At 40.1% G+C, this 25,260-nt stretch carries 22 protein-coding genes; 3 read left to right on the top strand and 19 right to left on the bottom strand.

Features of this window, described 5'->3' with window-relative positions; all coding sequences use genetic code 11:
- Position 1: 1 nt before the first annotated feature.
- The 3 genes from ACTF5Q_RS08765 to ACTF5Q_RS08755 are packed head-to-tail and all read right to left on the bottom strand — an operon-like array spanning position 2 to position 4,754.
- Positions 2-1,390: an aminotransferase gene (locus tag ACTF5Q_RS08765; protein ID WP_438954234.1), complete on the bottom strand. Its 1,389-nt coding sequence runs from the start codon at positions 1,388-1,390 to the stop codon at positions 2-4.
- Between the two features lie 51 nt (positions 1,391-1,441).
- Complete coding sequence (locus tag ACTF5Q_RS08760) at positions 1,442-2,656, bottom strand: aromatic ring-hydroxylating oxygenase subunit alpha (protein ID WP_438954233.1); 1,215 nt, start codon at positions 2,654-2,656, stop codon at positions 1,442-1,444.
- Between the two features lie 34 nt (positions 2,657-2,690).
- Entirely contained in the window at positions 2,691-4,754 is a 2,064-nt protein-coding gene (locus tag ACTF5Q_RS08755; protein ID WP_438954232.1) for an FAD-dependent oxidoreductase, read from the bottom strand.
- Between the two features lie 153 nt (positions 4,755-4,907).
- On the opposite strand from ACTF5Q_RS08755, the gene ACTF5Q_RS08750 reads away from it, so the two are divergent.
- A complete protein-coding gene (locus tag ACTF5Q_RS08750) occupies positions 4,908-5,864 on the top strand; it encodes a peptidyl-alpha-hydroxyglycine alpha-amidating lyase family protein (RefSeq protein WP_438954231.1) in 957 nt (318 codons plus the stop codon).
- Positions 5,865-5,892: 28 nt separating this feature from the next.
- On the opposite strand, the gene ACTF5Q_RS08745 is transcribed toward ACTF5Q_RS08750, so the two are convergent.
- The 4 genes from ACTF5Q_RS08745 to ACTF5Q_RS08730 form a co-directional block, all read right to left on the bottom strand.
- Entirely contained in the window at positions 5,893-6,780 is an 888-nt protein-coding gene (locus ACTF5Q_RS08745) for a dihydrodipicolinate synthase family protein (protein WP_438954230.1), read from the bottom strand.
- Positions 6,781-6,789: 9 nt separating this feature from the next.
- Entirely contained in the window at positions 6,790-7,707 is a 918-nt protein-coding gene (locus ACTF5Q_RS08740) for a phytanoyl-CoA dioxygenase family protein (protein ID WP_438954229.1), read from the bottom strand.
- 14 nt (positions 7,708-7,721) lie between these two features.
- Positions 7,722-8,603: a PfkB family carbohydrate kinase gene (locus ACTF5Q_RS08735; RefSeq protein WP_438954228.1), complete on the bottom strand. Its 882-nt coding sequence runs from the start codon at positions 8,601-8,603 to the stop codon at positions 7,722-7,724.
- Positions 8,604-8,735: 132 nt separating this feature from the next.
- Complete coding sequence (locus ACTF5Q_RS08730) at positions 8,736-9,005, bottom strand: hypothetical protein (RefSeq protein WP_438954227.1); 270 nt, start codon at positions 9,003-9,005, stop codon at positions 8,736-8,738.
- A gap of 263 nt (positions 9,006-9,268) precedes the next feature.
- Between ACTF5Q_RS08730 and ACTF5Q_RS08725 the strand changes: the two genes are divergently transcribed.
- Positions 9,269-10,054 (top strand): DMT family transporter, encoded by a 786-nt coding sequence (locus ACTF5Q_RS08725; RefSeq protein ID WP_438954226.1) that lies wholly within the window; start codon positions 9,269-9,271, stop codon positions 10,052-10,054.
- Positions 10,055-10,124: 70 nt separating this feature from the next.
- On the opposite strand, the gene ACTF5Q_RS08720 is transcribed toward ACTF5Q_RS08725, so the two are convergent.
- The 12 genes from ACTF5Q_RS08720 to ACTF5Q_RS08665 form a co-directional block, all read right to left on the bottom strand.
- Positions 10,125-11,912: a thiamine pyrophosphate-binding protein gene (locus tag ACTF5Q_RS08720; RefSeq protein ID WP_438954225.1), complete on the bottom strand. Its 1,788-nt coding sequence runs from the start codon at positions 11,910-11,912 to the stop codon at positions 10,125-10,127.
- Positions 11,909-13,321 carry an aldehyde dehydrogenase family protein gene (locus ACTF5Q_RS08715; RefSeq protein ID WP_438954224.1) on the bottom strand — a complete coding sequence of 471 codons (1,413 nt, stop codon included), beginning with the start codon at positions 13,319-13,321 and terminating at the stop codon, positions 11,909-11,911. The genes ACTF5Q_RS08720 and ACTF5Q_RS08715 overlap by 4 nt, the downstream gene beginning before the upstream one ends.
- A gap of 9 nt (positions 13,322-13,330) precedes the next feature.
- On the bottom strand, positions 13,331-14,224 hold the full coding sequence (locus ACTF5Q_RS08710; protein ID WP_438954223.1) for a sugar phosphate isomerase/epimerase family protein: 894 nt from the start codon (positions 14,222-14,224) through the stop codon (positions 13,331-13,333).
- A gap of 123 nt (positions 14,225-14,347) precedes the next feature.
- Complete coding sequence (locus ACTF5Q_RS08705) at positions 14,348-15,544, bottom strand: Gfo/Idh/MocA family protein (RefSeq protein ID WP_438954222.1); 1,197 nt, start codon at positions 15,542-15,544, stop codon at positions 14,348-14,350.
- Positions 15,545-15,551: 7 nt separating this feature from the next.
- Positions 15,552-16,211, bottom strand: coding sequence for a hypothetical protein (locus tag ACTF5Q_RS08700; RefSeq protein ID WP_438954221.1), 660 nt, complete (start codon positions 16,209-16,211; stop codon positions 15,552-15,554).
- Complete coding sequence (locus ACTF5Q_RS08695) at positions 16,201-17,394, bottom strand: Gfo/Idh/MocA family protein (RefSeq protein ID WP_438954220.1); 1,194 nt, start codon at positions 17,392-17,394, stop codon at positions 16,201-16,203. Before ACTF5Q_RS08695 ends, ACTF5Q_RS08700 begins: the two co-directional genes overlap by 11 nt.
- A gap of 3 nt (positions 17,395-17,397) precedes the next feature.
- Positions 17,398-18,207 (bottom strand): citryl-CoA lyase, encoded by an 810-nt coding sequence (locus ACTF5Q_RS08690; RefSeq protein ID WP_438954219.1) that lies wholly within the window; start codon positions 18,205-18,207, stop codon positions 17,398-17,400.
- 42 nt (positions 18,208-18,249) lie between these two features.
- Positions 18,250-20,142, bottom strand: coding sequence for a bifunctional sugar phosphate isomerase/epimerase/4-hydroxyphenylpyruvate dioxygenase family protein (locus tag ACTF5Q_RS08685; RefSeq protein ID WP_438954218.1), 1,893 nt, complete (start codon positions 20,140-20,142; stop codon positions 18,250-18,252).
- A gap of 50 nt (positions 20,143-20,192) precedes the next feature.
- Entirely contained in the window at positions 20,193-21,488 is a 1,296-nt protein-coding gene (locus ACTF5Q_RS08680) for a TRAP transporter large permease (RefSeq protein ID WP_153693341.1), read from the bottom strand.
- Complete coding sequence (locus ACTF5Q_RS08675) at positions 21,478-22,083, bottom strand: TRAP transporter small permease (RefSeq protein WP_153693342.1); 606 nt, start codon at positions 22,081-22,083, stop codon at positions 21,478-21,480. Before ACTF5Q_RS08675 ends, ACTF5Q_RS08680 begins: the two co-directional genes overlap by 11 nt.
- 30 nt (positions 22,084-22,113) lie before the next feature.
- Positions 22,114-23,124, bottom strand: coding sequence for a TRAP transporter substrate-binding protein DctP (gene dctP, locus ACTF5Q_RS08670; RefSeq protein ID WP_438954217.1), 1,011 nt, complete (start codon positions 23,122-23,124; stop codon positions 22,114-22,116).
- 120 nt (positions 23,125-23,244) lie between these two features.
- Positions 23,245-24,309, bottom strand: coding sequence for a Gfo/Idh/MocA family protein (locus ACTF5Q_RS08665; protein WP_438954216.1), 1,065 nt, complete (start codon positions 24,307-24,309; stop codon positions 23,245-23,247).
- Between the two features lie 222 nt (positions 24,310-24,531).
- Here ACTF5Q_RS08665 and ACTF5Q_RS08660 point away from each other — a divergent pair, with 222 nt between their 5' ends.
- Entirely contained in the window at positions 24,532-25,185 is a 654-nt protein-coding gene (locus ACTF5Q_RS08660; protein WP_438954215.1) for a GntR family transcriptional regulator, read from the top strand.
- Positions 25,186-25,260: the final 75 nt, after the last annotated feature.

Below are 25,260 nucleotides of genomic sequence, written 5' to 3'. Positions count from 1 at the left end.
ATTATGAGGATTTCGAAACTTTCTCCAACGCATTTTCAAGAATATCAAACATGTCGTCGATTTGAGAAAGGTTTATGACCAACGGTGGAGAAAAGACCGCCATATTTATTAGCGGCCTTACTAAAAGGCCCATTTCTTCACAGGCCCCATCAAGGAGTGCGCCAAGTTTTCTCTCTTCGGCCAATGTATAACCTTCTTGGTCTGGTTTACCTTCTATACAGCCAAGTAAACCCATTCCTCTTATGTCACCCACTATCGGGTATTGGTAAAGCCGTTGAAGTCTCTCCTGAAAATGAGGTGTAACTTTTTGAACGTTTGCTAAAATGTTCTCTTCCTCAAATATTTCAATATTCTTCAACGCTGCTGCACAGCAAACTGGATGGGCCGAATACGTATAACCATTGGAGAACAAAAAAGCTTCATCTGGGCTTTCCATCCGTTTCATAACATTATCCGATATTATACAAGCACCTAATGGTAAGTATCCTGATGTTAGACCTTTGGCACATGTTATTATATCCGGCTGGATCCCAAATACATCACTAGATGCAAACCAATGACCGAGCCTCCCAAAACCTGTCACGACTTCATCCGAAATATAAAGTACATCGTATTTTCGACAAATTTCTAACGTACGCTTATGATATCCATCAGGTGGAATGATCACGCCCCCCGAACAAAGAATTGGCTCAGCAATAAATGCCCCAACTTTATCAGGTCCAATTTTTTTGATAGCATTCTCTAAATCTGAAACTTTTTGATCACACCAAGCTTCAACTGACATTTTTTCAGGCCGATGATAAGGATTAACGTCTGGCAAAAAGTGAACCAAGCGGTTCTCAATATCAAAACGAGATTTATCTCGTTCCTTACCTGTGACTGTCGAAGCTAAATATGTTGAACCATGATAACCCTTCTCTCGGGCTAAAACGATTTTTTTATCTGGCCTTCCCAATCTATTATTCATGAAATGCATAGTTCTTATAGCCGTATCAACCGCAGTCGAACCACCCGTTGTAAAAAATACATTATTAAGATCACCAGGGGCCAACTCAGCAATTTTTTTTGCGAGAATAGAGGATGGCTCAGTTACCGTGGTCCACGGTGAAGCATATGGCAGTTTCATGGCTTGCTTGGCAATTGCATCGGCCATCTCTTGCCTTCCATAGCCAATCTGGACACACCACATCCCACCTGGGCCATCTATGAATTTCTTACCTGAGGCATCCCATAAATAAATTCCCTCAGCATTTTCCACCAGCATGTGATCATACTCGCGCCAAGCGTCCATTGCTGCCCAAGGATGCAATTGGTGTTGCCTATCCCAGGAATGTAAAGAATCCGCAGATGGTTCATTGGTATTTGCAAAATTTGAATTTCCAATTTTCATGAAAAACCCCGTATGGAATAGTTCTTATGCAGTAACAATTTACACAAAATTTTAGGAATTAATATTTGTTTTTTCTTCTAATTGTTTCAGATATCCAGCATGAAACGCTTTTATACCCCATTCCATATTCGATAATGGGCCAGGCACATAGTGATTAGAATTAACCCCTTTTTGATTAAGAGCAATAATACGTTCATCATCCTGAGATGTGCAGTGCCATAACCAAGTCAGATCTTCTAAGTTATAATCTTTCCCTTCTTCCGCATCCTCTCTTACCATCCAAATTACTTCAATATCCGTTATTTGAAGAGACCTTGGTATAAAACGGTAACCAATAACATGATCGGAGTAAGATAAGAAGTTGTTCAAAATGCCTATTTGTATATCACTTGTCCCACCATCAAAATCTTTAAGCCTACCTAACAATGGTGCTAATTTTTCCCCAGATTTACTACCAGTTTTGTACCCTTGAAAGAGAGGATAACGAGAAAAATAGAAGTCCATTTCTACATTATTTGACTCCAAAAGATTTATATGTAGCTCTTCTCCAGATAACCCCACATCCATACTTTTCTTAAGCATACAATTTTTCAATTCGATATTGGCGCTTGATGGATCTTTTAGACTGTGGGAGCGAGAATACTCCAAATGGGCAGGCGCACAATGGTAGCATTCCATATAATTTTCTAAAGCCAATTTCCAATTCGCAGCTACCGGGTAATTTGCGCTATGCACAATTTTTAAATTCTCAAATTCAAAAGGTTCAACTAATGGTTCCAATTGAAGTAAGCCTTCATCTATATTAGGCGGATTATCTGCTACGCAAATAAAAATGAGCCCGTGAAAAATTCGGAGATTGACTTTTTTTAATGAATATTCTGCTGTGTTGAAATTTTCCTCCATTTCGCGTGCAGCTCGCAGGCTTCCATTAAGTTCATAAGTCCATGCATGATAGGGGCATACAAATAGCCGAGTATTTCCGCTCTTTTCAATACATACCCTTGAACCTCTGTGGCGGCATACATTTAAGAACGCATTTACACTATCATTTTTGTCACGAGCAATTATCACCGACTCATAACCATAATCGAATACAAAAAAGTCCCCAACATTTGGGATTTGATTTATATGCCCAACCCAAATCCAACTATGGTTCCAATAATGCTGGATATCCATCTTATAAACAGTCTCAGACGTATAAAATTGGCGAGGGAGACTCTGAGACCCTTGGTACTTCGAAATAAGTTCCTTAAATCCCTCTTCCACTCTTTGACCTCCAACCTAAAACTATTAGAAACAACTATTTTAAAGAAATAATTTCTCTAATATAGAATTCTTTTTCCACTTCACCATCGTCGCGTTCAAAATTACGCGCCGCTAAGTGACCATCAAAAACTGCATCAGCGATTAAACCTGGTGCAGCTGCATCACCAACTAATTTTAGAAAAAATTTCTGGCTATCTTTCTCTGAAACTAACTTCATTAGATCTTCATATAGACTGATTTCACGGTGTCTTTCAGTAACTAGCAAAACAGATTGGGTGGTCACATCTAGTTTTTTCCCAGTGTAATTACATTCAAACTCTACTCTATCTTCACTAATCTCACTGATTACGTAACCAAACTTTAAATCAATATTCTTATTTATAAGACTTCTCTGAATTCTGTGCTGCTCTAGCGTATTCTCACACCATGGCGAAACATTATTTGCAGGGGTTACAAAGACTATGTCTAATCCCAGATCACTGAGATGATCTGCGAGGACACCACCAAGATATATTTGATCATCATCATAAATTACAAGCTGACCACTTTTGGGTAAGGCGCCTCCCATAATATCATCGGGAGTAAAAATATTTTTTGCTGGCTGAACTCTCAGCGTCTTACGATTGCTTCGACCAACTCCATCAGATCGCCACTTAGATCCTGTTGCTAAAAATACATTTTTTACTCCAAGCTCGAGCACATTTTCAGCAGTTAGTCTACTATCTAAAAAAAGATCTACATTGGCTGACTGCTGTAAGAATCTAATACGATAATCTGCCACTCTTCGCCAAGCATTTAGTCCCTTTAACCTAGACTCAGACAGTACTCTTCCACCATACTCTTCATTGGCTTCAGCCAGTGTAACTTTATAGCCACGTCGCTCCAATTGCATTGCACATTCAAGTCCCGCTGGCCCTGATCCTACAACCAACGCTGACTCTTCACTTCCTTTACGTTGAATTTTTTCAGGATGCCATCCACGCCTCCACTCCTCACCCATAGTTGGGTTTTGAGTGCATCTTATTGGGATTGCCAAGTTATCAGAGGCAACGCATATATTGCATCCAATACACTCGCGAATATCTTCAAATCGTCCTTCTTCAATTTTCTTAGGCAAAAATGGATCAGCAATCGAAGGTCGAGCCGCCCCAATAAAATCAACAATACCTTTATTTACAAGACTCGCCATAAGGTCAGGTGAAGTAAATCTACCAACTGCAACTACAGGTTTGGAGGTGACGCTTTTAACAAAATCAATATAAGAAGTTTGATAGCCCTCATTGGGTTCAAACCTTGAGGTAACAGAATCGTTTGACCAATCAGAAACATTCACGTCCCATAAATCGGGAAGTTCCGCTAGCATCTCAACAACTGCCCGACCTTCTTCCCGAGCCTGCATACCATCAGCGCCCTTGACTTCATCTACAGCAAACCTGAAGGCTACTGCACACTTATCACCTACTTCTTCTTTTGTTTCTTCGATTAGCTCTTTTATTAGTCTAACCCGGTTCTCTAATTTTCCGCCGTATTCATCCATTCTATCGTTTACGTTTGGCAATAAAAATTGGTGGGCTAGGGTCATATGATGACCGGCATACGCATAAACAATATCAAATCCGGCTTCCTTTGCACGCCGTGCAGCCATCCGATGCCAGTAGCGCAGATTTTTGATATCACTTTTATCCATTTGCCGAGCTTGACGAGGACTTAAGATATCAGCGCTCATCTCATTTACTCCAAGAATGGGAGCCCGAGTTAATTGGTTGATTGCATGATTTCCATTATGCGCAAGCTCAATCGCTGCAAGAGAACCGTGCTTATGCACAGAATCGGTGACTAATCTCAAAGCTGGAATATCGCGCTTATCCCAAATTCTTTGTTCAGGGTAAGGGGTTAAATCTGAACTAGGATGAATTTCTGTCTCCTGCGTTGAAACTACGCCCCATCCCCCTTCTGCTTTTATTGCTCGCGTGGCAGCATCAGCCTTTGGTCTCAAATGTCCCATTCCTGTACAATGAGGAACTTGGAAAAAACGATTAGGTGCTGTTACTGGTCCAATTTTAACGGGTGTAAATAATGTCTCATATTTATTTGACACTTGAGTGCTCTCCACAGACCTGAGAGAGTATTCTAAGCAGTATACAGTTCTGGCTGTCAAGCCTTTGAATTACAGAATAGCCAGGTGGATTCAACAATCATTTTACTGTAGCGTGTATGCATACAGAATATAAAGAAATTAGATGAATATTTGATGTTAGGAAGTGGAAACTACACGTACACGCCAGTAGAAGATTGGGGGAATTTCCCAGATGAAGTCATTTTGGGAGATGTTGCAGGAATTGCAATAGACGCCAATGATCAGGTGTATTTATTCAATAGAGGACAGCATCCTGTTGTAGTTCTATCTCAAAATGGGGAACTACTACGCACCTGGGGTCACGGTATTTTCACAAATCCACATGGAGCCTCGATAGGACCAGACCAATGTATCTATCTTACCGATAATTTTGATCATACCGTACGGAAATTTTCCCTAACTGGTGAACTACTCATGGAACTTGGCACTCCAGGCATAAGTTCTGGATTTATGAGTGGAAAACCATTCTGTAAATGTACACATTCCACAATATCGCCCTCAGGGGATATTTTTGTTTCCGATGGATATAATAATGCCTGTATCCATCACTATAACCCCAAAGGAAAACACATAAAAAGCTGGGGGCAAGCTGGAGCTGGACCTGGTCAGTTCAATCTACCTCATAATATATGTTGCGATACGGATGGATGGATATATGTGGCAGATCGTGAGAATTCTCGCATACAGATTTTTGATACATTAGGTAATTTTGAAACCCAAATTAATAATATGCACCGACCTAGCGGTTTAGCGATAACTGCAGGCTCTTCGCCCGATTTAATTGTTGGTGAGTTAGCTTCTTACCTTGAGGTAAATAAGGATTTCCCAAATTTAGGTCCATTTGTAAGTTTCTTTGATAGACAAGGTTCTATGCTTTCAAGGTTAGATAAAGGAGTTGGGCCGGGGGTTTATCCTGGCCAATTTATATCACCTCACAGTATAGCACTAGACAGTTTTGGCGACCTATATATCGGAGATGTGGCAGAAACAGATTGGAAAGCAGTTATGGGTAAAGAATTAATGCCCGATAATTTAAGGCGCTTTCAAAAATTAAGACGCAGCCAAACATGAAAGTAATGAATTTCATATAACATTTTTTCTAACCAGGTCTTTCTAATAACCCTATAGCTATTGAAGTAGCCTGTGCTGCTTCAGTTTCCTGTAATTCACTAAAAACAGCTTGCTCATAACGGCAATAATTGCTTTCGAATAGCCCCTCAAGAACTCGCAAATTCTTAAAAAACCGAATACTTGTTCCAATATTTTGATTTGAGAAGTTCAATACAGGCAGAACTTTTTCAAATAACAACTGAGCTTCTTCTTTATTACCATTTTGATATAAGCGATAAATCTCTACATAAATTTTTTCTAATCCAGTAGGTATGAAAGCATTAACTGATCGGGCCATTGCATCAATAAGTTGCGTTACAGCCCAGCCACCGCATACTTTCAGTCGACCATCTAGTTCTTTCAAAACAGCACTATACTTTTTACCTGCCCCGACTGTTTCGATTTTTAACCAATTAAATTTATCTACTGAATGAAATAATTTTACAATTTCCTCTAAAGCCATTCCATTACCCGACCAATCTAGATCTTGTATCATTAAAATCCTAGGTGACAGTTTTTCTAATTTCTTTAAAAAATTCTCTTTTTGAGAAAATTCGAAGGTCGCGGGTAGTTGAACACATATGCCATCCGCCTCGAAAGAATTAGCACTTTTAGTAAGTTCAATACTTTCGTCAACATCAGCTGCCGTTACACTACATATAAAAGGGATGCGGCGCTTGTTAACTTTTGTAACTGTATCAATAAATAGAATTTTCTCATCAAAATTTAAAGTATCGTATTCTCCTGCTACTGCTAGTCCGAGCATTCCTCCACAGCCAGACATTATCGTGTGCTGCACCAGGCGAGTCAGGGAATAGAGATCTAATTCACCCGAATTTGTAAATGGAGTATTCAGACTGGGCAAAATACCTTTCATTTCCATTACCTATCGAGGTGCTCTAGTTTCATTCATTGGTAACGAAGCTGTTAAACAGCCATAACCTAAACCAGAATGGGCCAGTGGGTTTTTACCCGAAAACCGCGGATCCATTGGCTGATTTATGGGTTGAAAACGAGTATCACAAGACAATCTTATTCGACCTAAAGGCGAATTATTATCAAATGAACCATGTACCATGAACATTCCAAAAATCAAACAGTCACCTGGATTAAATGACGTGGTGAGAAAACGACTCGACTTTCTTTCAGCTAAAGCCAAAGGAGTATCTTCGATATGCCCCAGACGGGTTTTGTCTCTGTCGACATCTAATCCTTCAAATTGTGCCCTAATATCACTCCAAGTGTGAGAATTCTCTAATATATACAATGTACCTTCATCCAATCCAACTGGACCTATTGGACACCAGCAAGTGAGCAAATTTTTGGTACCCCTGTTCATATAAGGATGGTCAATATGAACCGGGCTAGCCTTTCCCGCCTGCATAGCCCGGAGCCAAGCAAACGAAAAATGAGTTACTTTTTCACCAAAAATTTCCTCCATCACACCGGTAATTTCCGGGCCATTTATTACCCTTCTTAATGCCGAACCTTCACTGACTGATTTCCAGAATGCCCCTAGCTCTTTCGTATTTGGATAATGCAAACGCCTTTCCGATGTTCCTGTAGAAATTGCATCAGATATGGGCTCAGCAACTTCTCCAACCTCTGCTAGCCTTTTTAATATCTCGTCCCTAGCAGCTCGAACATCTGAAGGGTTGTACACAGATCTCAAAAGTAGATAGCCATTATCTCGCAATTGAGCAGATAAGTCCTTAGACTGATGAGCCTCTAACATAGAGGCAAGTTTTTCAGCCGGAATTACTTCATCTTTAATCGTAAACTTATCGAGATTTAATAAAGGCAAAAATAATCTCTTCCCTAATTTGAATTAATAAATTCATTAATTTCTGTGCGGGTTGGAATGCTGGACTGTCCGCCAAAATTTGTACATTTAATTGCAGCTGCGAGATTGGAAAATTTGATTGCCTCTCTCTCACTTTTTCCTTCAGCTAAACAAACTGTGAATGCTCCATGCCAAACATCTCCAGCACCAAGAGTGTCTATTGCATTTATCTCAGGTGCAGGCAAATTACATAATATGCCTTCCTCAAGAAAATAAACGCCATTTGGTCCGTCAGTAACACAGGCCCACGAATTAAAGTCATTTTCGATAAGCTTCAAACTTGCCGTTACATCATCCTTATTGGTGAAGTGGCTGAGCCCCTGCTTGGAAAATGCAACATGAGATGCAAGCTCTACCGCTTGGTCCGAAACGGGTGCCTCTGCGTCTAAAATGCCTGGTTTTTTTAATTTTTTTGCCAAAGAAAGAGTAGCAATGGCAGCTTCGTTCCACCTACTATCAGAAAGATAGGCATCATAAACCGGAAAACCCAAGATACTTTTTGCGGCACCTTCTGGAAGCGAGTTTCTATAGTTCATAATCTGCCTCTCACCATTAATATCTACAAACACTGACGAAAAAGATGATTGCCAATTTTCTATAGTCAAAACAAATTCTGTATTAACACTTTCGCGCTGTAGCTTAGCAAGAATAAGAGATCCAACATCATCTTTACCTACAGCAGAAAATATCGTCGAATTAGCTCCTAGTCGAGCGACAGCCACAGAAGCATTACCAGCGTTACCGCCTCCAGAAAACATAGCAGTGTCTGCCCTATATTTTTCATTTTTATTAGGGAAATTCTCCATTTTAAAAATCAAGTCTAGGGTGGTTAGGCCAGTGATCAATATATCTCGCATCTCAACAGATAACCCTAAAAAAATTCACCTAGCCGCTCACTTGGCATACCGTTTGCAAATAACGAACAGAACTGCTTCATATAACCTCCTACTGGCTGCATTAATGCAGCCTTTTTTTTAATATAAAGAAAGTTAATACTCAACAAATTCAAGTTGTGCTGGAAGCTCAAACGCATCGGCGAGTTCTAATGATTTTTTTTCCAACTGAACAAAATGTATGAACTTTGAAAGATTAAAATCTTGCACGTGCAGATCATGCGTTACGCCGACTACATGCCCTGATAGCGGCGGAGCAGAAAATAGCTCACCTACTTTGGGAATAAAATCTTGCGTTGTTGTAAAACTAATATGGCCTTTTTGACCACTTTTAGAGCACTCTTGCCATATAACGAGTTGATACACTTTTAACGTGCCTCCACCTACTGCAAGTTTGTCTGATAATTGGCTAATTTGTCAATCTTAATGATTATTATGCATACCTCTCAAAATCTTTATTCGCGATACTTGAGGCTGAAGTTTTTAATGATAACAGTATTATACTAGCTATCAATTCATAAACTGGTACAAGTGCAGTTTATGGAAGAAACTTTATTAGAAAGATAAGTTTGGTATACGTCTATTCACTTGTTTTACTGACGATGCTGGCATTTTCGGGGAATGCCCTTTTGACCCGTGCTGCACTAGCAAGTTACAATATGGATCCCGAGTTAGTTCTCCTTCTCCGTGTATCCGCTGGTGCCATAACGTTACTTTTAGTATGTTATCTGAGAAAATACTCGTTAAAAATATTTAGTAATCTTCATTTAAAAACTGCCGCCGCGTTGAGCTTATATTTGATAGGGTTTTCTTATGCATTCACAGGGCTTGAGACTGGGATAGGCGTGTTGATCCAATTCGGGGTAGTACAGTTGGTAATGTTCGCGTCATCATTTCATTCTGATAGGCAAGTACCAAAAAATAAAAGTATTGGTGCAATCATTGCTTTTACCGGACTAATATATCTACTTTGGCCGAGCGGAGATTTCACTCTTGATATGAAATCAAGTGTACTTATGGCAATCGCAGGTATGGCATGGGGAATTTATTCTATTTTAGGAAAAAATGCGGAATCCGCAATCTCTGCCACAACTGCCAGCTTTCTAATTTCCATACCAATTTGTTTAATTTTTATCTTATTACTCCCAAATAACACTGGTTTTTCATGGTCAAATACTGGGGCACTGTTGGCAATTTGTTCAGGCGCGATTACGTCTGGAATAGGGTATGCATTATGGTATTTTATTCTGCCAAAAATACCATCGACTAATGCCGCTGTATCACAGCTAAGCGTACCATTAATATCCGCCGCAGGCGGAATGATCTTTATGCATGAATTAATATCGCTTAAATTTGTTTTATCTTGTGCCCTTGTTCTAGGCGGTATCGCAATTACGATTTGGAAGCCAAAATAAGCAAAAACTAAGTTAACGATCTACCGATTATTTCTTCGGCCGAAAACAATAGATTAATACCACAGCTTTCTCAAGTTGAGACATGACTTACATTTTTATCCGGAGAATAAATATCTAAAATGTTCCAGTGCCCAGTTGTTGGCGTTGGATTATTAATCATTGGCACATCAAGTACCGTTGGTTTGCCATTTTCAATGGCTTTGGCGAGGGCAGGTAGAAGTTCACTCGCTGTTTTAATTTTTATACCCTCTGCGCCATATGCTTTGGCAATTTCACTATATTTAGGTCCATATTTAGGTACTGCCGCAGTACCAGGAAAAGATGTTCCATATGTCGTGCCATAATGAGCCTTTTGTAAGCCAGCAATTGTACCAAAAGCATTATTATTCATAACTAACCAAATAATATGTAAATTCAACTCAACTGCAGTCGCAAGCATTGAGGGGTTTTGCCCAAATCCACCATCACCTACCAAGCTCAAAACTACTCTATCGGGAGCAGCTAACTTGGCACCAATAGCAGCTGGAGGTCCAAACCCCATTGTGGCAAACCCTCCTGGTGTCAAAATTGAGCCTGGCTCTAAAATTGAAAATTGTTGGCCGACACCATTTTTGTTCCATCCAACATCTGTTGTAATTATAGCATTTGCTGGCAGTATCTTTCTTAAATCAGCAAGTATCCTTTCAGGCATCATTGGAAAAGCGTTACTCTCTGCTACTTCTCGATTTTTATTTTTGAAATCTGCCCTAAATTCTGCAATCTGATCTCTTTTTTCTCTTCTCTCAAAGCCACCGGGATATAGTCTCTTTGCAGCACGCAGTAATACTTTTAATGACGATTTTACATCCGCCACAATCCCAACTTCTGTCGGGTAATTTCGCCCAATTTCCTGAGGTTCAATATCAATATGTATGAGCTTTGATTTAGGTATGTTGAATGTATAGTTAGGATACCAACTAGAACAATCTGCTTCTTTAAATCGCGTTCCAAGAGCAAATACATAGTCTGCTTGTAAGCATGCCTCATTTACAAGTGAAGTACCCCAAAATCCACTCATTCCCAGTACCAAAGGATGATCATCGCTAACCGCACCCTTACCCATTAAACTGTGTGCAAGAGGCAAATCCATATAATCTATAAACTCTTCAAGCTCAGTACTGGCTCTCGCTAATAAAATGCCCCCTCCAACGTATGCTATAGGCTGCTTCGCTTGGGCTAATTTATTTACTATTTCTTCTGCTACTTTATCATCTATCGATGGCTTTATTAAAGTTTTAGTATTAGACCTAACTCGATCAAAACTCGTTGATAAGATAGTCTGTGAAAATATGTCCATAGGGACATTGACTAAAACAGGGCCCGGTTGTCCACTTTCAGCTAAGTGGAAAGCCTTCTCAAGTATCTCAGCCATTAAGTCTGCGCGGTCTACTCTCCACGCTCTTTTTACAAAGGGACGATAAATTTCATACTGCTGAGCGTCAGCATGAAGATTTACTTCTTGATGTGGATGTTTACCATAATAGTGAGTTGGAACATCTCCTGCGATTACCACCATTGGAATACAATCCAAAGCAGCATTTGCCACCCCAGTTGCACAATTTGTTAGTCCAGGAGACAGATGTGATAAAACAACCGATCCTTTTCCAGTCACGCGCGCATAGGCATCTGCAGCATGGCTAGCAATTTGTTCATGACGAACCGTAACAAAGTCTATTTCACTTTTTTCTAGAGCTGATAATACCGCAATATTAGTATGACCACACAAACCAAATACATGCTTAACACCACGGTGTCTCAAAAACTCGACAATATGCTCAGCTACCGTTTGACCGGTCTTGTCTTTAGTAAGATCTTTCATCTTGCAACCTCCTGACCAAAGAACTCCCCAAAAAGCTCTCGCTCAGAAGGGCGATCTTCCTGTATTGGTTTACTCACCCAGGTGTAATTCATCATGTGCTTCATGGTTACGTTTTCATTTGTAATATTCCCACCCCAAATTCCACAACCTAATGAACTAGTCATTGGCATACCGTTCGTCCAAGATCCTGCATTGGATTTTGATTGAGGCTGACGAACCATCATGCGGCTAACTGGAGCAACTCTAGCTAAAGCATCTATATTCTTGTCACTAGTACTGTATATTCCACAAGAGTGCCCTTTTCCCCCTACCTCATAAATCTTTTGAATAATATTAAGTGCATCGGGAAACTCCTCAAAATAATATAAAGCCATTAGGGTCGTGAGCTTTTCCTTTGAAAATTTATGTTCCTTCCCAATTTGTCCATTATTCTCGACAATAAGGAATTTGATATGTTCGGGGATTTCAAAACCTGCGACTAAGGCAAGCTGTTGAGGTTTACAGGCAATCGTGGAGAATGTGCGGTTTTCTTTATTATCCCACATCGCTCTAGATAATAACTCTTTTTCAGCACTATTGCATAGATATCCATTATTTGCCTGGAGCTCAGAGACCATATTACTATAAATAGATTTCTGAATTACTATATTCCCATCAGCAGAACACCCAGAGCCAAAGTCTGATGTCTTTGAAATCATAATATTCTTCGCTGCTTCATTAACATCCGCAGTTTCATCTACGACTATCGTGCTGTTACCAGCCCCAACTCCATAAGCAGGCTTTCCTGAAGAATAAGCAGCTTGAACCATAGGCTTCCCGCCCGTTGCCAAAGTTAAATCGCAACTCTCCATTAGGTATTGTGTCATTGGTATGGAAGGCCGTTCAATACATTGAAATAAGTCTTCTGGTGCTCCTACTGCATGACAAGCCGCTCGCATTATACGTGACATCTCACAGGTAGTTGCAGCTGTTCTGGGATGAGGAGAAAAAATAACTGCGTTTCTTGCATTTGCAGATGATACACCCGTTACCGGCGGTGTCATGGCAGGGTTAGTCATAGGTATCAACGAAGCAATAACTCCCGCTGGCTTTGCATATTTTACTAATCCTCTCTTAGCATCAGTTTCCACAATACCAGTGGATGGGGTGCGCAAAACATCCCTGAGGACCATGTGAATTTTAAATCTTTTTCCTGGGCGCCCAGCCCTATCCCCAATGCCACTTTCATCCACGCCCTGTTGAGCAAGCCTTGTGAAGGTTTTTTCATTACCCGCGTACCATGCGATTGCTTGGCTTAACCGATCAAGGTCTCTCTGCGTGCAATTTTCTATCTTTACCATCGCGGACTTTGCTTTAGAGACCATTTTATCAACTAGAGCTTGCTCTTTTTTAGTAATTTCTCGGCCCATTCTTTTCCTCTAATCTTGTAATACTAAGTCATTTTTTTCAGCTGTTTTTCTTCTCTTTGACACAACCTTTCCAAAAGTTCGTTTGGCGTATTCAAGACAACGCCTTGCGTGTTCTTCATATCCTAATTCCAAAACACGGCTCTGATTTGGTAATTCTATAGAGTAGTGAACTGGAGGCATTCGCTCTATTATTCCTTTAAAATCTATCCAACCTTCACCTGGATATAATCGCGCATCTCGTGCTAATTGAATCATCCCGGCCCGCGTGTCAGCGATGCCAGGCAAACAATCTGAAACATGCAAAAAATGAAGAAATTCACTAGGAACGTGAAGCAGTTCTCCAATATCTACGCGGCTCAAGTGCAGATATAATGTGTCAATAAGTATACCGCTATTTGGTTTATTTGCAGCTCGAACAATGTCTAAAGCATCGTCTAGGGTTCTCAGTCTAGAAAAGCTTGGGAACTCTAAGTCTACAGTGATATCGAAAGGAGCTGCTAAATCACATGTTTCCGCATATTTATCAATCAGGAAATTTCTATCATCCCTGGTCTTTGTCCATGCACTCATAATCATTTGTTTCGCACCTAGCTCCCCACCCAGCTCTAGTGCTGGCACAAAGGACCGCGGATCCGTCTCGTCAGTGATCCGAGCGATTTCGACGTCAAGGACTTTTAACCCAGTGGTAGCGAGAGCCGTTTTTGTGGCAATTATCTGATCCTTTTGGATAGGAGAGTGTTTGAACTCACCAGCAACATGCATAGGTATAAATCTGGGGCTAACCGCATCATATCCAGCACGAGCAGCAATATACACGAGCTCAGCAGGAGTCGCACCAATCAAAGTTAGGTGTGCAAGAGAATATAAGCTTTTTTCAATGCCCTGATTATTCATATCAGTCATATTTAAAAGCTCCAATATTACATCCGATTAAATAGCTTTTAACCAATATGAACGATAATATCAGATATTTTACAAAAAATCAACTTTATTATTTCGATTAATGTACATCACTAAAGTATACATTTACCCGTTTATCGGTATCCACGTCCCACCTTTCGAGTTTGATAGTACGGATGCTTCAATAAAACGAACGCCAGCCACCCCTTCAGAAATAGTTGGAAAACTCAGCAATTTTTTAGGTAATTCCTTTTCATCAAGACGCGCAGCTACTGCAATTGCAAACTCTGAATAAAGATTTGCCCACGCTTCAATTATCCCTTCCGAAAAACCCCTTGCAGTTCGCACCAGCCGCTCTGTATCAGATGACACACCATGACCATGACCACGACTGATGGTTTGATCTGGTTTTCCATAAACACTTAGTTTTAATTCTTCGCTACTTTCCAAATTCCATTCAATTCCTCCCTCAGAACCATATATTCTTAGGTTTAGGCCACCCCTTTTACCAGTAGCTAGTCGGGTAGTTAACAATGTTCCTGGAACCCCGCCCTCGTATCTAGTCATCATAAATGCCGTATCTTCCAAAGCTTTCGGGGCACCACAAACATGAAATTCTGCTTTTACATCCGTCAACTTTAAACTTGAAACAAATTGAGCTAAATGCGCTGCATGCGTTCCAATATCCCCGACACAGCTTGTTGGTCCTGATATTTTTGGATCCAGTCGCCACTTAACATGGGGTGCCAGCAAAGCCTCTTCCGGCACCATCCAATCCTGTAAAAATTCTACATGTATTTGATTAATATTTCCAATCTTACCAGCAGTAACAAACTCTCTCGCCTGCCTTACCATTGGAAAACATGACATCGTATAGCATACGCAAAAATTTACATTTCCGTTAGAAAGTAAATCTTCAAGCATCTCTGCTTCAGGAGTAGCATTAGTTAGGGGCTTGTCGCAAATTACATCGATCCCAGCTTCAATAAACACCTTTGCAACTTCATGATGCAAGTGATTGGGCGTTGTAATCATTACTGCGTCAATTCTATCTCGCCTCTTCGCTTCCTTGATAGCCATCTCTTCAAATGAGCTATAAGCCCGCTCATCAGAAATAAAATGCTCTTCAGCACGTCTCTTGGAATTTTTGGGATCAGATGAGAATGCTCCTGCCACGACCTCCCATCGATTAGTAAGACGGGCTGCCATAGCCTGCGTTTGAGAAATTCTACCACCCCCGACGATACCTAACCTTAAGCGTCTTTTAAACTTTGGAAATTCTTTTTCAAAAGTTATATTCTCCGGAAGAATTTTTTCAGACATATTTACCTCAACTATTTGGTGGACTAGCGCCATCTGGAAGCATTTCGATTGCCATAAATATTGATGGTGTAACCGTTTCATATTGATGCCATGGATAATTTCCATCAGCATCATACATTGGCATGTGAGTAACCCCCGGCGCCATAAATTCTTCAATATATAAAGATCGTATATCTTTCTGATAGCACTGCTGCATTTTGCCAACTCCTACGACCTGAGTATGTACCTCTCGAAAACCAGGCAAAGGGCAAAATGGATGATCTTTATGTAGGCCTACTTTCAACGGTACCGACATTGAACAATAAAAAGTCAATCCAATCCGACCAACCCACTGTTTAGGAGACATATAGTGTTCAACGCCTCGCAAACGCTCCTCTTTTCTGACTTCAAATGCAGTTGGCCATTTCATACATACTTTTTTAAGTAAATCACTATCGCTTAGATGATTTGATAGACCTTCAATGAGAAGAGCGCATTGGACATCAGTAAGTGCGGTATCAACTACGATTACTGATTGTAAATGCCCAAGCACTTGTTGCCTTATCTTCAATGGAGTATTCGATAAATTTAAAACGATCGCCTTTCCATTAACAAAAATATTCTTGTTACTTTTTATTAATTTCACCGGAAAAAAAGGATCTCCGATAGTAATATCTTCAACTGACATTCTGTAATTCCTCTTCAATTCCCTTTGCTTTCTTTGGAAAACTAACGGGAAGGGGCGCGGGCCTGATACAGCTACTTTGAATGTTTACCGATATATTTTTCTGAGAAGACTCCTGTATTCCACACATTACCTCCAAAACATGATGGGCAAGTTCACCACTAGGGCGCACAGGTCTGTCTTCTTGAATTGAATACGCCAAGTCTAAAAGACCTAAACCTCTACTATCTTCATTAAATCCATGTAGGTTATTTGCCACATTCCAGTTTTCACGACCCTTTGGCCTTGGCTGAAACTCCCATCTTGAGTCTGCTCTGGTGCGAAAATAAACAGGACCTTGAAAAACATTTGCACCATGAACAGGATCAGGGTCAGGAATACATATAGTACCTGCTTCGCCGTATATTTCAAATCTAGGTGTATCACTATCCCATATGTCGAAACTCATCGTCATTGAACCGAGTATCCCGTTTGAAAATTCTAATGTTGATAGAGAGTGTGTCTCCACTTCAACTGCAATTAATTCGCCATATCGCGGACCATTTTCTATCTCTCTATGCGAAAAGGAACGGGAAGCCATTCCAGAAACGCGCTTTATCGGCCCTAGTAAAGATACCATTGCAGTAAGGTAATATGGCCCAAGATCTAAAAGCGGCCCACCACCTTTTTTATAGTAGAAATCTGGATTAGGATTATGCCTTTCAACGCCATGAGTTCCAACGTACGCCATAACACCTACCGGTTTCCCTATAATTCCATCGTCTAGTATCTTACGGACGGTTTGCCATCGGCCACCTAAAAAGGTATCTGGGGCATTTCCAACCTTCAAGTTTTTTTCTTTTGCTAACTTTAAGATTGCTTCACCCTCTGAAACAGAGGTCGCAAAAGGTTTTTCAGAATATACATGCTTCCCGGCCATCAGTGACTTCCTACTGATTTCTGCATGAGCAGCAGGAACGGTAAGATTCAAAATGCAATCAATCGACTTATCATAAATTATTTCTTCAGGAAGGCATATTCTTTTTATCCCATATTTTTTCGCCTTTTTTTCAGCCTCCTCTTGATCAAGGCTACCACAAGCTGCAATATTTAACTCTGGGAATTTTAAACAATTTTCTAGATAAATATCACTTATCCGACCAGTGCCAATAAGACCTATTTGAAAAGCTTTCTTTGCAAGATCCATTGGTCAATCTGCCTCAAATTTTGGCAGATAATTTGGAGGCATTGGTCCCTTATTTCGCCCACCTTGATTAAGCTGTTCCCAGGAGTGTGCAAGAATACCCACAGATCTAGAGATACAAAACAAACCTCTCGAAAGTGGCGGAGGAAAGCCCAATTCACAAAAAACGGCAGCTGTTGAACCGTCAATATTCATTGCAATAGGACGGCCGCCACGCCGAGCTGCAATTTCGCGTTGTACAGCTTCTGCGATTTCAGCAAATTTTCCCGATACTATGTTTCTCGATGCGGCTTCTCTAATTAGAGCCATAATGCGAGGTGCTCTTGGGTCATTTGGTTTATGAAACCGATGCCCAAAACCAGAAACGATTTTCCCATGAGTGGCATTCCACCCGTCAATGCCCAATTTGACTGCCTCTTGAAGCTCAAGGCCTTTAGATATTTTTTCGTCTATATCATAAAATAGTTCCGCACATTGTTCACCTGCACCACCGTGTATATCACCCAACATATTCACTGCAGAACCCATTGCATTATTTATACTCAAACCGCAGGTTATAGCCATTCTGGCTGCAGCAATAGACGGTGCCTGTGGGCCGTGATCAACTGCGGCAACTAAAGCAGCCTCAAAGAGTGCTGCCTCATCCAAACTTGGAAGATCTCCTCTTATCATTAACCAAATCATTTGTGGAAAGGTTACTGTACCGATTAAGTCTTGTATTGGATGACCGCGAAATTCAATACGGCCGGGCTCCATATCAATGATAGAAGTTTTCCACCAGTTGCCTAATACTTCAGCTTCATCAACCTTTTTCATTTTCTCTTGTCCTTAAATTTCTGGTGCAAAGGTGGGTAGAAATTACACATATGCGGTCCTATCTGCTTGTTTATAATTACTTTGAGCAGCTAAACGAGCAGAGGCATTTCTTGAACCATAACCCTGATATTGATCGCGTCTTTCAACAATTTCAAAAAAGAAACCATCAAAAATTGGTGCTGAATATATTTGAAAATATTCCCCATTATTCTTTGTATAAAGAATATTAGAAGCTTGAAGCTTGTTTACAAAATCTTCGGCTAGTCCATATTTTTGTTTTAAATCGTTATAATATCCATCAGGCATTTGAAGTCTCTCGAACCGTGAAGCTTCAAGGATTTTTGAAGTTTCAAATATATCGTCAGAAAGTAACGCAATGTGCTGGGTTCCAGCACCAAAACGGCTTGTAAGAAATTTAGAAGCAAACGTTTCACTATTATCTGCTCCATTTAAATTTAACCTCACTTCACCTTCCGGACTCTCTAAAACCTGACTGTAAATAACTCCTGATGGATCAATCACATCGACTACTGGTTTTTTCTCCATCTCGAAGGTTGAAATATAATACAGTAACCAACTTTGCATTTCATCAAACTTCATTGTCTGAGCAATATGATCAATTCGTCTTACACCACAAGGTTGTACTGCTTCCGATTTGGTAACCGGATTAAATTCTATATCCCATACACGATGTAAATCGGACTGCTCATCAATAAAGTACACAAGACTTTCACCAACACCATTTATTGCAGGAATTTCTAACTCACTAGAGCCAACAGCTTGGCTAAATAAACTTGCACCTAACGCTGAGGCTCTCTCTACTGTATCCGCAGAGTCTCTTACACGCAGACCTATCGCACATAAGGAGGGCCCATGTTCTAAAAATGAACTACGCGAGAACCCTTTTTTTTCATTATTAAGAACTATGTTCACAGAGCCTTGGCGCCACAGCTCAACAGCCTTTGATATATGTTTTCTTTCCATGCGAAAACATAAAGATGATAAAATTTTTGTAATTTGATAATGGCTTTCATCATCAACAGAAAATTCAAGAAATTCAACGCCTGAAGTATAAACTCTAGCAGGCATATTGGGTGTTTCAAATTTTATTTGTGGATCACTACGTTCAACTTCATCAAGAAGATTAACTAACGCTCTGTAAGCGTCATATGCGTTGTCTATAAAACTTTTTTTTGCTTTTTTACTATCAATTTTTGCGAGCGACCAATTACCTTTATATCCACTAGCGGCAATAACTTTGACAAAACCTGCTAAGTTAAGATTTCCTTGGCCGGGTAACATGTCACTATGATTTGATTGCTCTTCACTAGCAGGCTGCTGCACATATCCATCACAAAGCTGAACATGAAAAATACGATGAATTGGCACATCCCGTAATTCCGAGGGCCTTGACCCATTTGATAAGGTATAACGAGAATTAATAGCCAAACCAAGGTATGGGCTACCAATTGACTCAATTATTTTTATCGCAGGATCTAAATTACCAATCGAAACATCAGTTGGTATGCTCATATAAGCAACACGGACACGAAAATGCGATGCACGCAAAGCGATGTAATTCAAGGCTCGCTCAATTGAGGAACAGTCCAAGTAATTTTTTTTTAAGTTGGTAGATTTCAGGAGGATTAATTTTGAACCAAGGGATTTAGCAGCCTCAAATTTTAAATCTATCTTTTTTATGGTTTCTTTATCTGGATTATCATTTATCCCCTGAAGGTTGGAAAAAATTTCGAAAATGGATAGTCTTAATCCATATTCAAACAACAAAGCCTTTAGATCTTCACCATCTTCTTTTGCATCAATTAAGTCATTCTCAGTAAGTTCTATAGACTTGAACTTAGCTTTTGATATTCTGCTTAATTTAGACCTTATATCACCGCGTAACCAAGTTGCTTGAATTGATAATGACATCATTAGCTTCCTACAGCGTATTCAACTATTGCAGAACTAACCAAAACCATTTTTCAGCCCTGGTAGCCAAATAATCTGGGCAACCATAAGACCATATTTGGTGAAAAAATCATGATCAACAAAGCAAAAATTAAGACTGCTAAAAAAGCCCAGATTTCGCCTATTATTTCACGCAATGGAATATCCGTTACAGCATTGATAACAAAGAGCAGCATTCCATACGGTGGCGTAATCAAACCTATCATTGAGTTTACGACCACCAATACTCCAAAATGTACAAGATCTATGCCGAGAGCCTCACATGTAGGTATAAATAAAGGCACAATTACTAAAATAATCACAGTAGCATCTAAAATACAGCCAACTAAAAGGATCAGTAAATTTATTAAAAGTAGAAATATGATTGGGCTAATTTCTGCTCCTGCTAATAATTCTGACAAAGTTTGTGGGATATTTTCTTTTACAACTACGTAAGTCAAAATCATTGACGCACCAATTACCAGCGCAACGGACGCCGATGAGCGTGCACTGTCTACAAATAACTGATAGAGTGACTTAACTGTCAATGCGCGGTAGAAACCAGCTGCCAGAATAAAAGCATACAGAGCTGCTATTGCTGCCGCCTCTGTCGGTGAAGTTACACCACTATATATGCACGTTAAGAGTATCACAGGCATTAAAAGCGCAGGAAACGATTTTAAAGTAATTAATGGTAATTTCTTTATTGGTACTGGCTCTTCTTTTCCAAAATCCCGACGATAGGAAATCAAAGTATTCATACCAATAAGAACTGCACCCATAATCAAACCTGGCAATATACCTGCCAAGAACAAAGACCCAATCGATGTGTTAGAAACGAGAGCATATAATACCATCGGAATAGAGGGTGGAATGATCGGTCCAATCGTGGCCGTTGCAGCTGTAATTGCAGCTGCGTACCCTCTTGAGTAGCGCCCACTTTTTACCATCATTTCTATAACTAATTTTCCTATGCCGGCTGCATCAGCAACTGCAGAACCAGACATGCCAGAAAATATTAGTGAGGCCATGACATTCACATGACCCAAACCACCTCTAAATCTTCCCACCACAGCCACACAAAAACTGAGTAACCGATCTGAAATGGAACCTGCATTCATTATATTTGCAGTTACAATAAAAAGAGGAACTGCCAATAAAAGAAAGCCATCAAAAAGCCTTTGCACCATCGTTTCTCCCGCTATAGCGAGATCCTGACCAGCAACACCCAGATAAACGATAATTCCTGATAGAATTGCATAGGCAACAGGTGCGCCCAAAGCTGCCATAGAAAATAATACAAAAATACCAGCTAATATCTCAAGACTCATTGAGCTCTTCCTTTTGAGTCTTTGAAAGCTCTTCTATAGCCCCTTTTGGAGCTCCATTTTTGGAAACATCATAACAAATCCAAGCATAGCGTAAGATTACGACAATCATCAATGTAATATAAGACGCAAACAACCATTTAATTGGTATTTTATCTCCTGTTATAGGAATTTTTAAAGTTTGGATTTTCTTTAGTTCCATCAGGCGGCTACCAAATATTGCCTCCCAAGTGGGTAAAAACGACCAAAGTAAAACAAAAATCATTATGAGTGAAATTATGATCATCGCTACTTTTCTTAAATGGTCAGGGAAAGCTAAATAAAGGATATCGAATGTCACATGATCACGTTCTTTAACTATAAAAGCGCAACCAAAAAAGATCAGCCATACCCAAAGAAGTGATATGAGATTTATTGTCCAGCCGATTGGTTCGACGGACGACATCCAATTTGATACCGACTCAATCGGCATCAGCCAAGCTATCTTTGAAATATAACGAGCAAAAATTTGCAGCAGAAAAATAATAAAAATCGCCGCCAAAATAATGGCGGCGATAAATTCAGATCCGCGAGTGAGCCGGTTTGCAAATTTTTGCATATTTGACTCCCTCACAGTATGCGTCAGAGTTTAGTTACCAAGCGCGTTGATTTTTTCCAATACACCGTCTGGCCAACTTGCTGCAAACTCACTTCCAACATATTGCGCCTGAACGTGAGTTCGGAAAGCATCAAGATCCGGAGTGTATATTTCAACTCCTTTGCTTCTAATAAAATCTGCTAAATTGTTCTCTTTGTCTAGCTGCTTCAGACGACCCCATGCTGATGCTGCATCAGCGGCGCGCTGAACTGTCATTTGCTGCTCGGACGATAAGCTATCCCATGTCGCTTTGGAAAATGCCACATAGTTTAGGTCTACTAAATGAGATGTAAGAGCAATTTGTTTTGTTACTTCGTAAAACTTAGCGTCTACAACGGTAGGTAAAGGATTATCTTGTCCATCAACAGCTCCAGTAGATAGTGCTGTGTACACTTCTGTAAACGCAAAAGGTGTAGGCGAAGCTCCTAGAGCTGAACCGAGAAACTGCCACGCATCTGTGCCTGGCATTCTAAGGTTAACACCAGCTAAGTCTGCGGGTGTTTGCACATCAACCTCATCTCGAGTTTGGCGCAAATTCACATGTCTCCGTCCAAGGTACATAACAGAGAGTAGTTTTACTCCCAATTCGTCCTCTACAGTTTTCTTGAATGGATCCATTAGTGGATCATTGAAAACGCGGACCTGGTGAGCTGCATCCTGATGGACATAGCCAGTTGCAAAAATTGAGAACTCTGGAAAAAACTGTGCCAGTTCTTGCGCAGAAGCGATTGACATAGTCAAATTCCCACGGCTTATGGCTTCAAGCTCTGTTCCCTGAGCAAACAAAGTAGCATTATAGCCAGGCTGATAATCTGCAAAGCCCGCAACCATAGGCGCAAAAACTTTTGCCATAGCTGCCGATCTCATATCTGTCTCTGAGCCAGCTGTTGCCAACGTAAATGTCATTTGGTCTGCAGCAACTGTAGTCGCTGTCGTACCTGCAAGCATGCTTGCTGCAGCTATCGTACTCAAAACCGAACGGCGAGTTAATTTAGTAATCATTAATTAGTCCTCCCAATATACAAATGTGCCCTACTAGCACCTAGATACTCGTTATCATATTTTTTAAATTTTGCAATATTTAATATAAAATATATGATATTTTTAGGATATGCCTATCTGCTAATAACAACGAATCCCCTCTAAAGTCTCTACTTTTACAGCTTGCTGAGTCAATGCTGATTTCTGAATTGCCTCAATAACTTGTAGGGTCCTTAGGCCCTCACGGCCAGAAACTAATGGTTCTTCATTATTTTTTACCACATTCACAAAATGTCTAAGTTGATTTTGAAGTGGATCGGCTGGCTCATAGGAAGCTGAAGCTGAAGTTATTGGTTTCCACCAATCGCGTTCCTCTTTATGCGTCCAGACTGTTAAATCTGGAATGGAAAGTGACCCGTGGGTTCCACCAATCACGTGACAACTTTCGGAAGTTGATGGATAAATTGGATTTTCCTTTGAAGTCATTTCCCAACTCCAAGGGGCAACTATAGAGTCGGAAACAGTTATCGTGCCAATTGCTCCATTTTCAAATTTCAAAAGTGCTGCCGCCAAATCCTCATTTTCAAATCCACGAATAGACGGTGAGCATTGTGCTTGTACACTTTCTACTTGACCACACAAATGCCTAATAAGATCTATATCATGAACAAGATTTACAGAAATTGGACCAGCCCCTTTCTGTTTTCTCCAGGGAGCTATTTCGAAGTAGTCATCAGACTTATAAAACCAACAAGTAGCATGGATTGCTCTTATTTCGCCAATCTCACCAGAAAGAATGATTTCACGAGCCTTCTGGATTATTGGATTGTGCCGTCTGTGGTGACCTACAAGTACTGGAATTTCAAAGTGCTCAGATGCCTCAACTAGCGCACGGGCTTCTTCGGAGGAAGTCGCTATCGGCTTTTCGATCATTATTGGACACTTTTTATTTAGGCAATACATTGCATGCTCTGCATGCATCGGCGTTGGCGTGGCCAATATAACACCGTCTGGTAATTCCTTTAGGAACATATCTTCTAAAGAAGGATATATCGGTAAATTGTTTTTATTTGAATAATTTACCGCGCCTTCGCTTGGATCAACAATTGCAATAAGATCAATGTTATCTTCTTTGACTATCGCATCAGCATGACGCTTACCTACAAGTCCCAGGCCTGCAATAACCAATTTTATACTGTCACTCATTTGCTTATTATCTTTAGCTCTGAGATCACATTTTGCTATTTCGCAAAATCCAAATCTCCGAACAAAACTCCCAAAACTCCCAGACTCATTGGTAAGCAAGAAAATTGAGGATTGCAATATTATATGGTATTTTCATTTTATACATATATTTATAAAACTTGAAAAAAAATTTCTCTCTGCCTAATCATAAGAGAAAAAAAAAATTATATGGTATATTTGGTAATGGAAAAACAATTAAGCACAGTGGGCTCGTCTACTTATGAGAAAATAAAACACGATATTATTTTTGGCGAGCTTGCTCCTGGATCAAAGCTAAAGCTCGACGTCATAAAAACTAAATACGAAGCCAGTGTTTCAACGCTAAGAGAGACATTAAACAGGCTCGCAAGCGAAGGATTTGTCTTGGCGGAAGAACAAAGAGGCTTTTTTGTAACAAAGGTATCTAAGGAGGATTTAACGGAGGTTGCTAAACTTAGAGTACTCTTAGAATGTCATGCACTTAAAACCTCTGTGGAAAATGGAGATGCTGATTGGGAAGGTAACTTGGTTGCAGCGCACCATAAATTGCAGTTGATGGAGAAAAAAATGATTTCCGGAGACAGCTCAGAAAAGGAGACTTGGAAGCGCTATGATTGGGAATTTCATTTAGCTGTTATACAGGCTTGTAATTCAAGAAACCTGCTGGAATTACACTCTACTCTTTACGACAAGTATCTCAGATATCAAATGTTGGTTCTCACTTTCCGGGGAGATGAAGCCGCACAGGAACATCACAAAATTTTTCAAGCCGCGTTAGATAGAAATGCATCTGGTGCAGCAGATATATTGGAAGAACACATATTAAATGGCTTGGAGCATACTTTAGCGGCAATGTAACTACTGCTTATCTGATAGATTTAGGAACCAAGGTAAACAAAAACAAAAACAAAGGCCGCTAAGGCAAGCAAAACA

The organism is Candidatus Salinivivens marinus (assembly GCF_965655845.1).
Taxonomy (GTDB): Bacteria; Pseudomonadota; Alphaproteobacteria; order Rhodobacterales; family Rhodobacteraceae; genus Salinivivens; species Salinivivens marinus.
This window is presented reverse-complemented; position numbering and strand designations above follow the sequence as displayed.

Excerpts from the sequence above, each read along its gene's own strand:
- ACTF5Q_RS08735 (WP_438954228.1), bottom strand. The coding sequence starts at position 8,603 with ATGCGAGATATATTGATCACTGGCCTAACCACCCTAGACTTGATTTTT.
- ACTF5Q_RS08690 (WP_438954219.1), bottom strand. The coding sequence starts at position 18,207 with ATGAAAAAGGTTGATGAAGCTGAAGTATTAGGCAACTGGTGGAAAACT.
- ACTF5Q_RS08695 (WP_438954220.1), bottom strand. The coding sequence starts at position 17,394 with ATGGATCTTGCAAAGAAAGCTTTTCAAATAGGTCTTATTGGCACTGGT.
- ACTF5Q_RS08660 (WP_438954215.1), top strand. The coding sequence starts at position 24,532 with ATGGAAAAACAATTAAGCACAGTGGGCTCGTCTACTTATGAGAAAATA.
- ACTF5Q_RS08745 (WP_438954230.1), bottom strand. The coding sequence starts at position 6,780 with ATGAAAGGTATTTTGCCCAGTCTGAATACTCCATTTACAAATTCGGGT.
- ACTF5Q_RS08720 (WP_438954225.1), bottom strand. The coding sequence starts at position 11,912 with ATGAAAGATCTTACTAAAGACAAGACCGGTCAAACGGTAGCTGAGCAT.
- ACTF5Q_RS08665 (WP_438954216.1), bottom strand. The coding sequence starts at position 24,309 with ATGAGTGACAGTATAAAATTGGTTATTGCAGGCCTGGGACTTGTAGGT.
- ACTF5Q_RS08765 (WP_438954234.1), bottom strand. The coding sequence starts at position 1,390 with ATGAAAATTGGAAATTCAAATTTTGCAAATACCAATGAACCATCTGCG.
- ACTF5Q_RS08750 (WP_438954231.1), top strand. The coding sequence starts at position 4,908 with ATGTTAGGAAGTGGAAACTACACGTACACGCCAGTAGAAGATTGGGGG.
- ACTF5Q_RS08715 (WP_438954224.1), bottom strand. The coding sequence starts at position 13,321 with ATGGGCCGAGAAATTACTAAAAAAGAGCAAGCTCTAGTTGATAAAATG.
- dctP (WP_438954217.1), bottom strand. The coding sequence starts at position 23,124 with ATGATTACTAAATTAACTCGCCGTTCGGTTTTGAGTACGATAGCTGCA.
- ACTF5Q_RS08680 (WP_153693341.1), bottom strand. The coding sequence starts at position 21,488 with ATGAGTCTTGAGATATTAGCTGGTATTTTTGTATTATTTTCTATGGCA.
- ACTF5Q_RS08675 (WP_153693342.1), bottom strand. The coding sequence starts at position 22,083 with ATGCAAAAATTTGCAAACCGGCTCACTCGCGGATCTGAATTTATCGCC.
- ACTF5Q_RS08710 (WP_438954223.1), bottom strand. The coding sequence starts at position 14,224 with ATGACTGATATGAATAATCAGGGCATTGAAAAAAGCTTATATTCTCTT.
- ACTF5Q_RS08685 (WP_438954218.1), bottom strand. The coding sequence starts at position 20,142 with ATGATGTCATTATCAATTCAAGCAACTTGGTTACGCGGTGATATAAGG.
- ACTF5Q_RS08705 (WP_438954222.1), bottom strand. The coding sequence starts at position 15,544 with ATGTCTGAAAAAATTCTTCCGGAGAATATAACTTTTGAAAAAGAATTT.
- ACTF5Q_RS08700 (WP_438954221.1), bottom strand. The coding sequence starts at position 16,211 with ATGTCAGTTGAAGATATTACTATCGGAGATCCTTTTTTTCCGGTGAAA.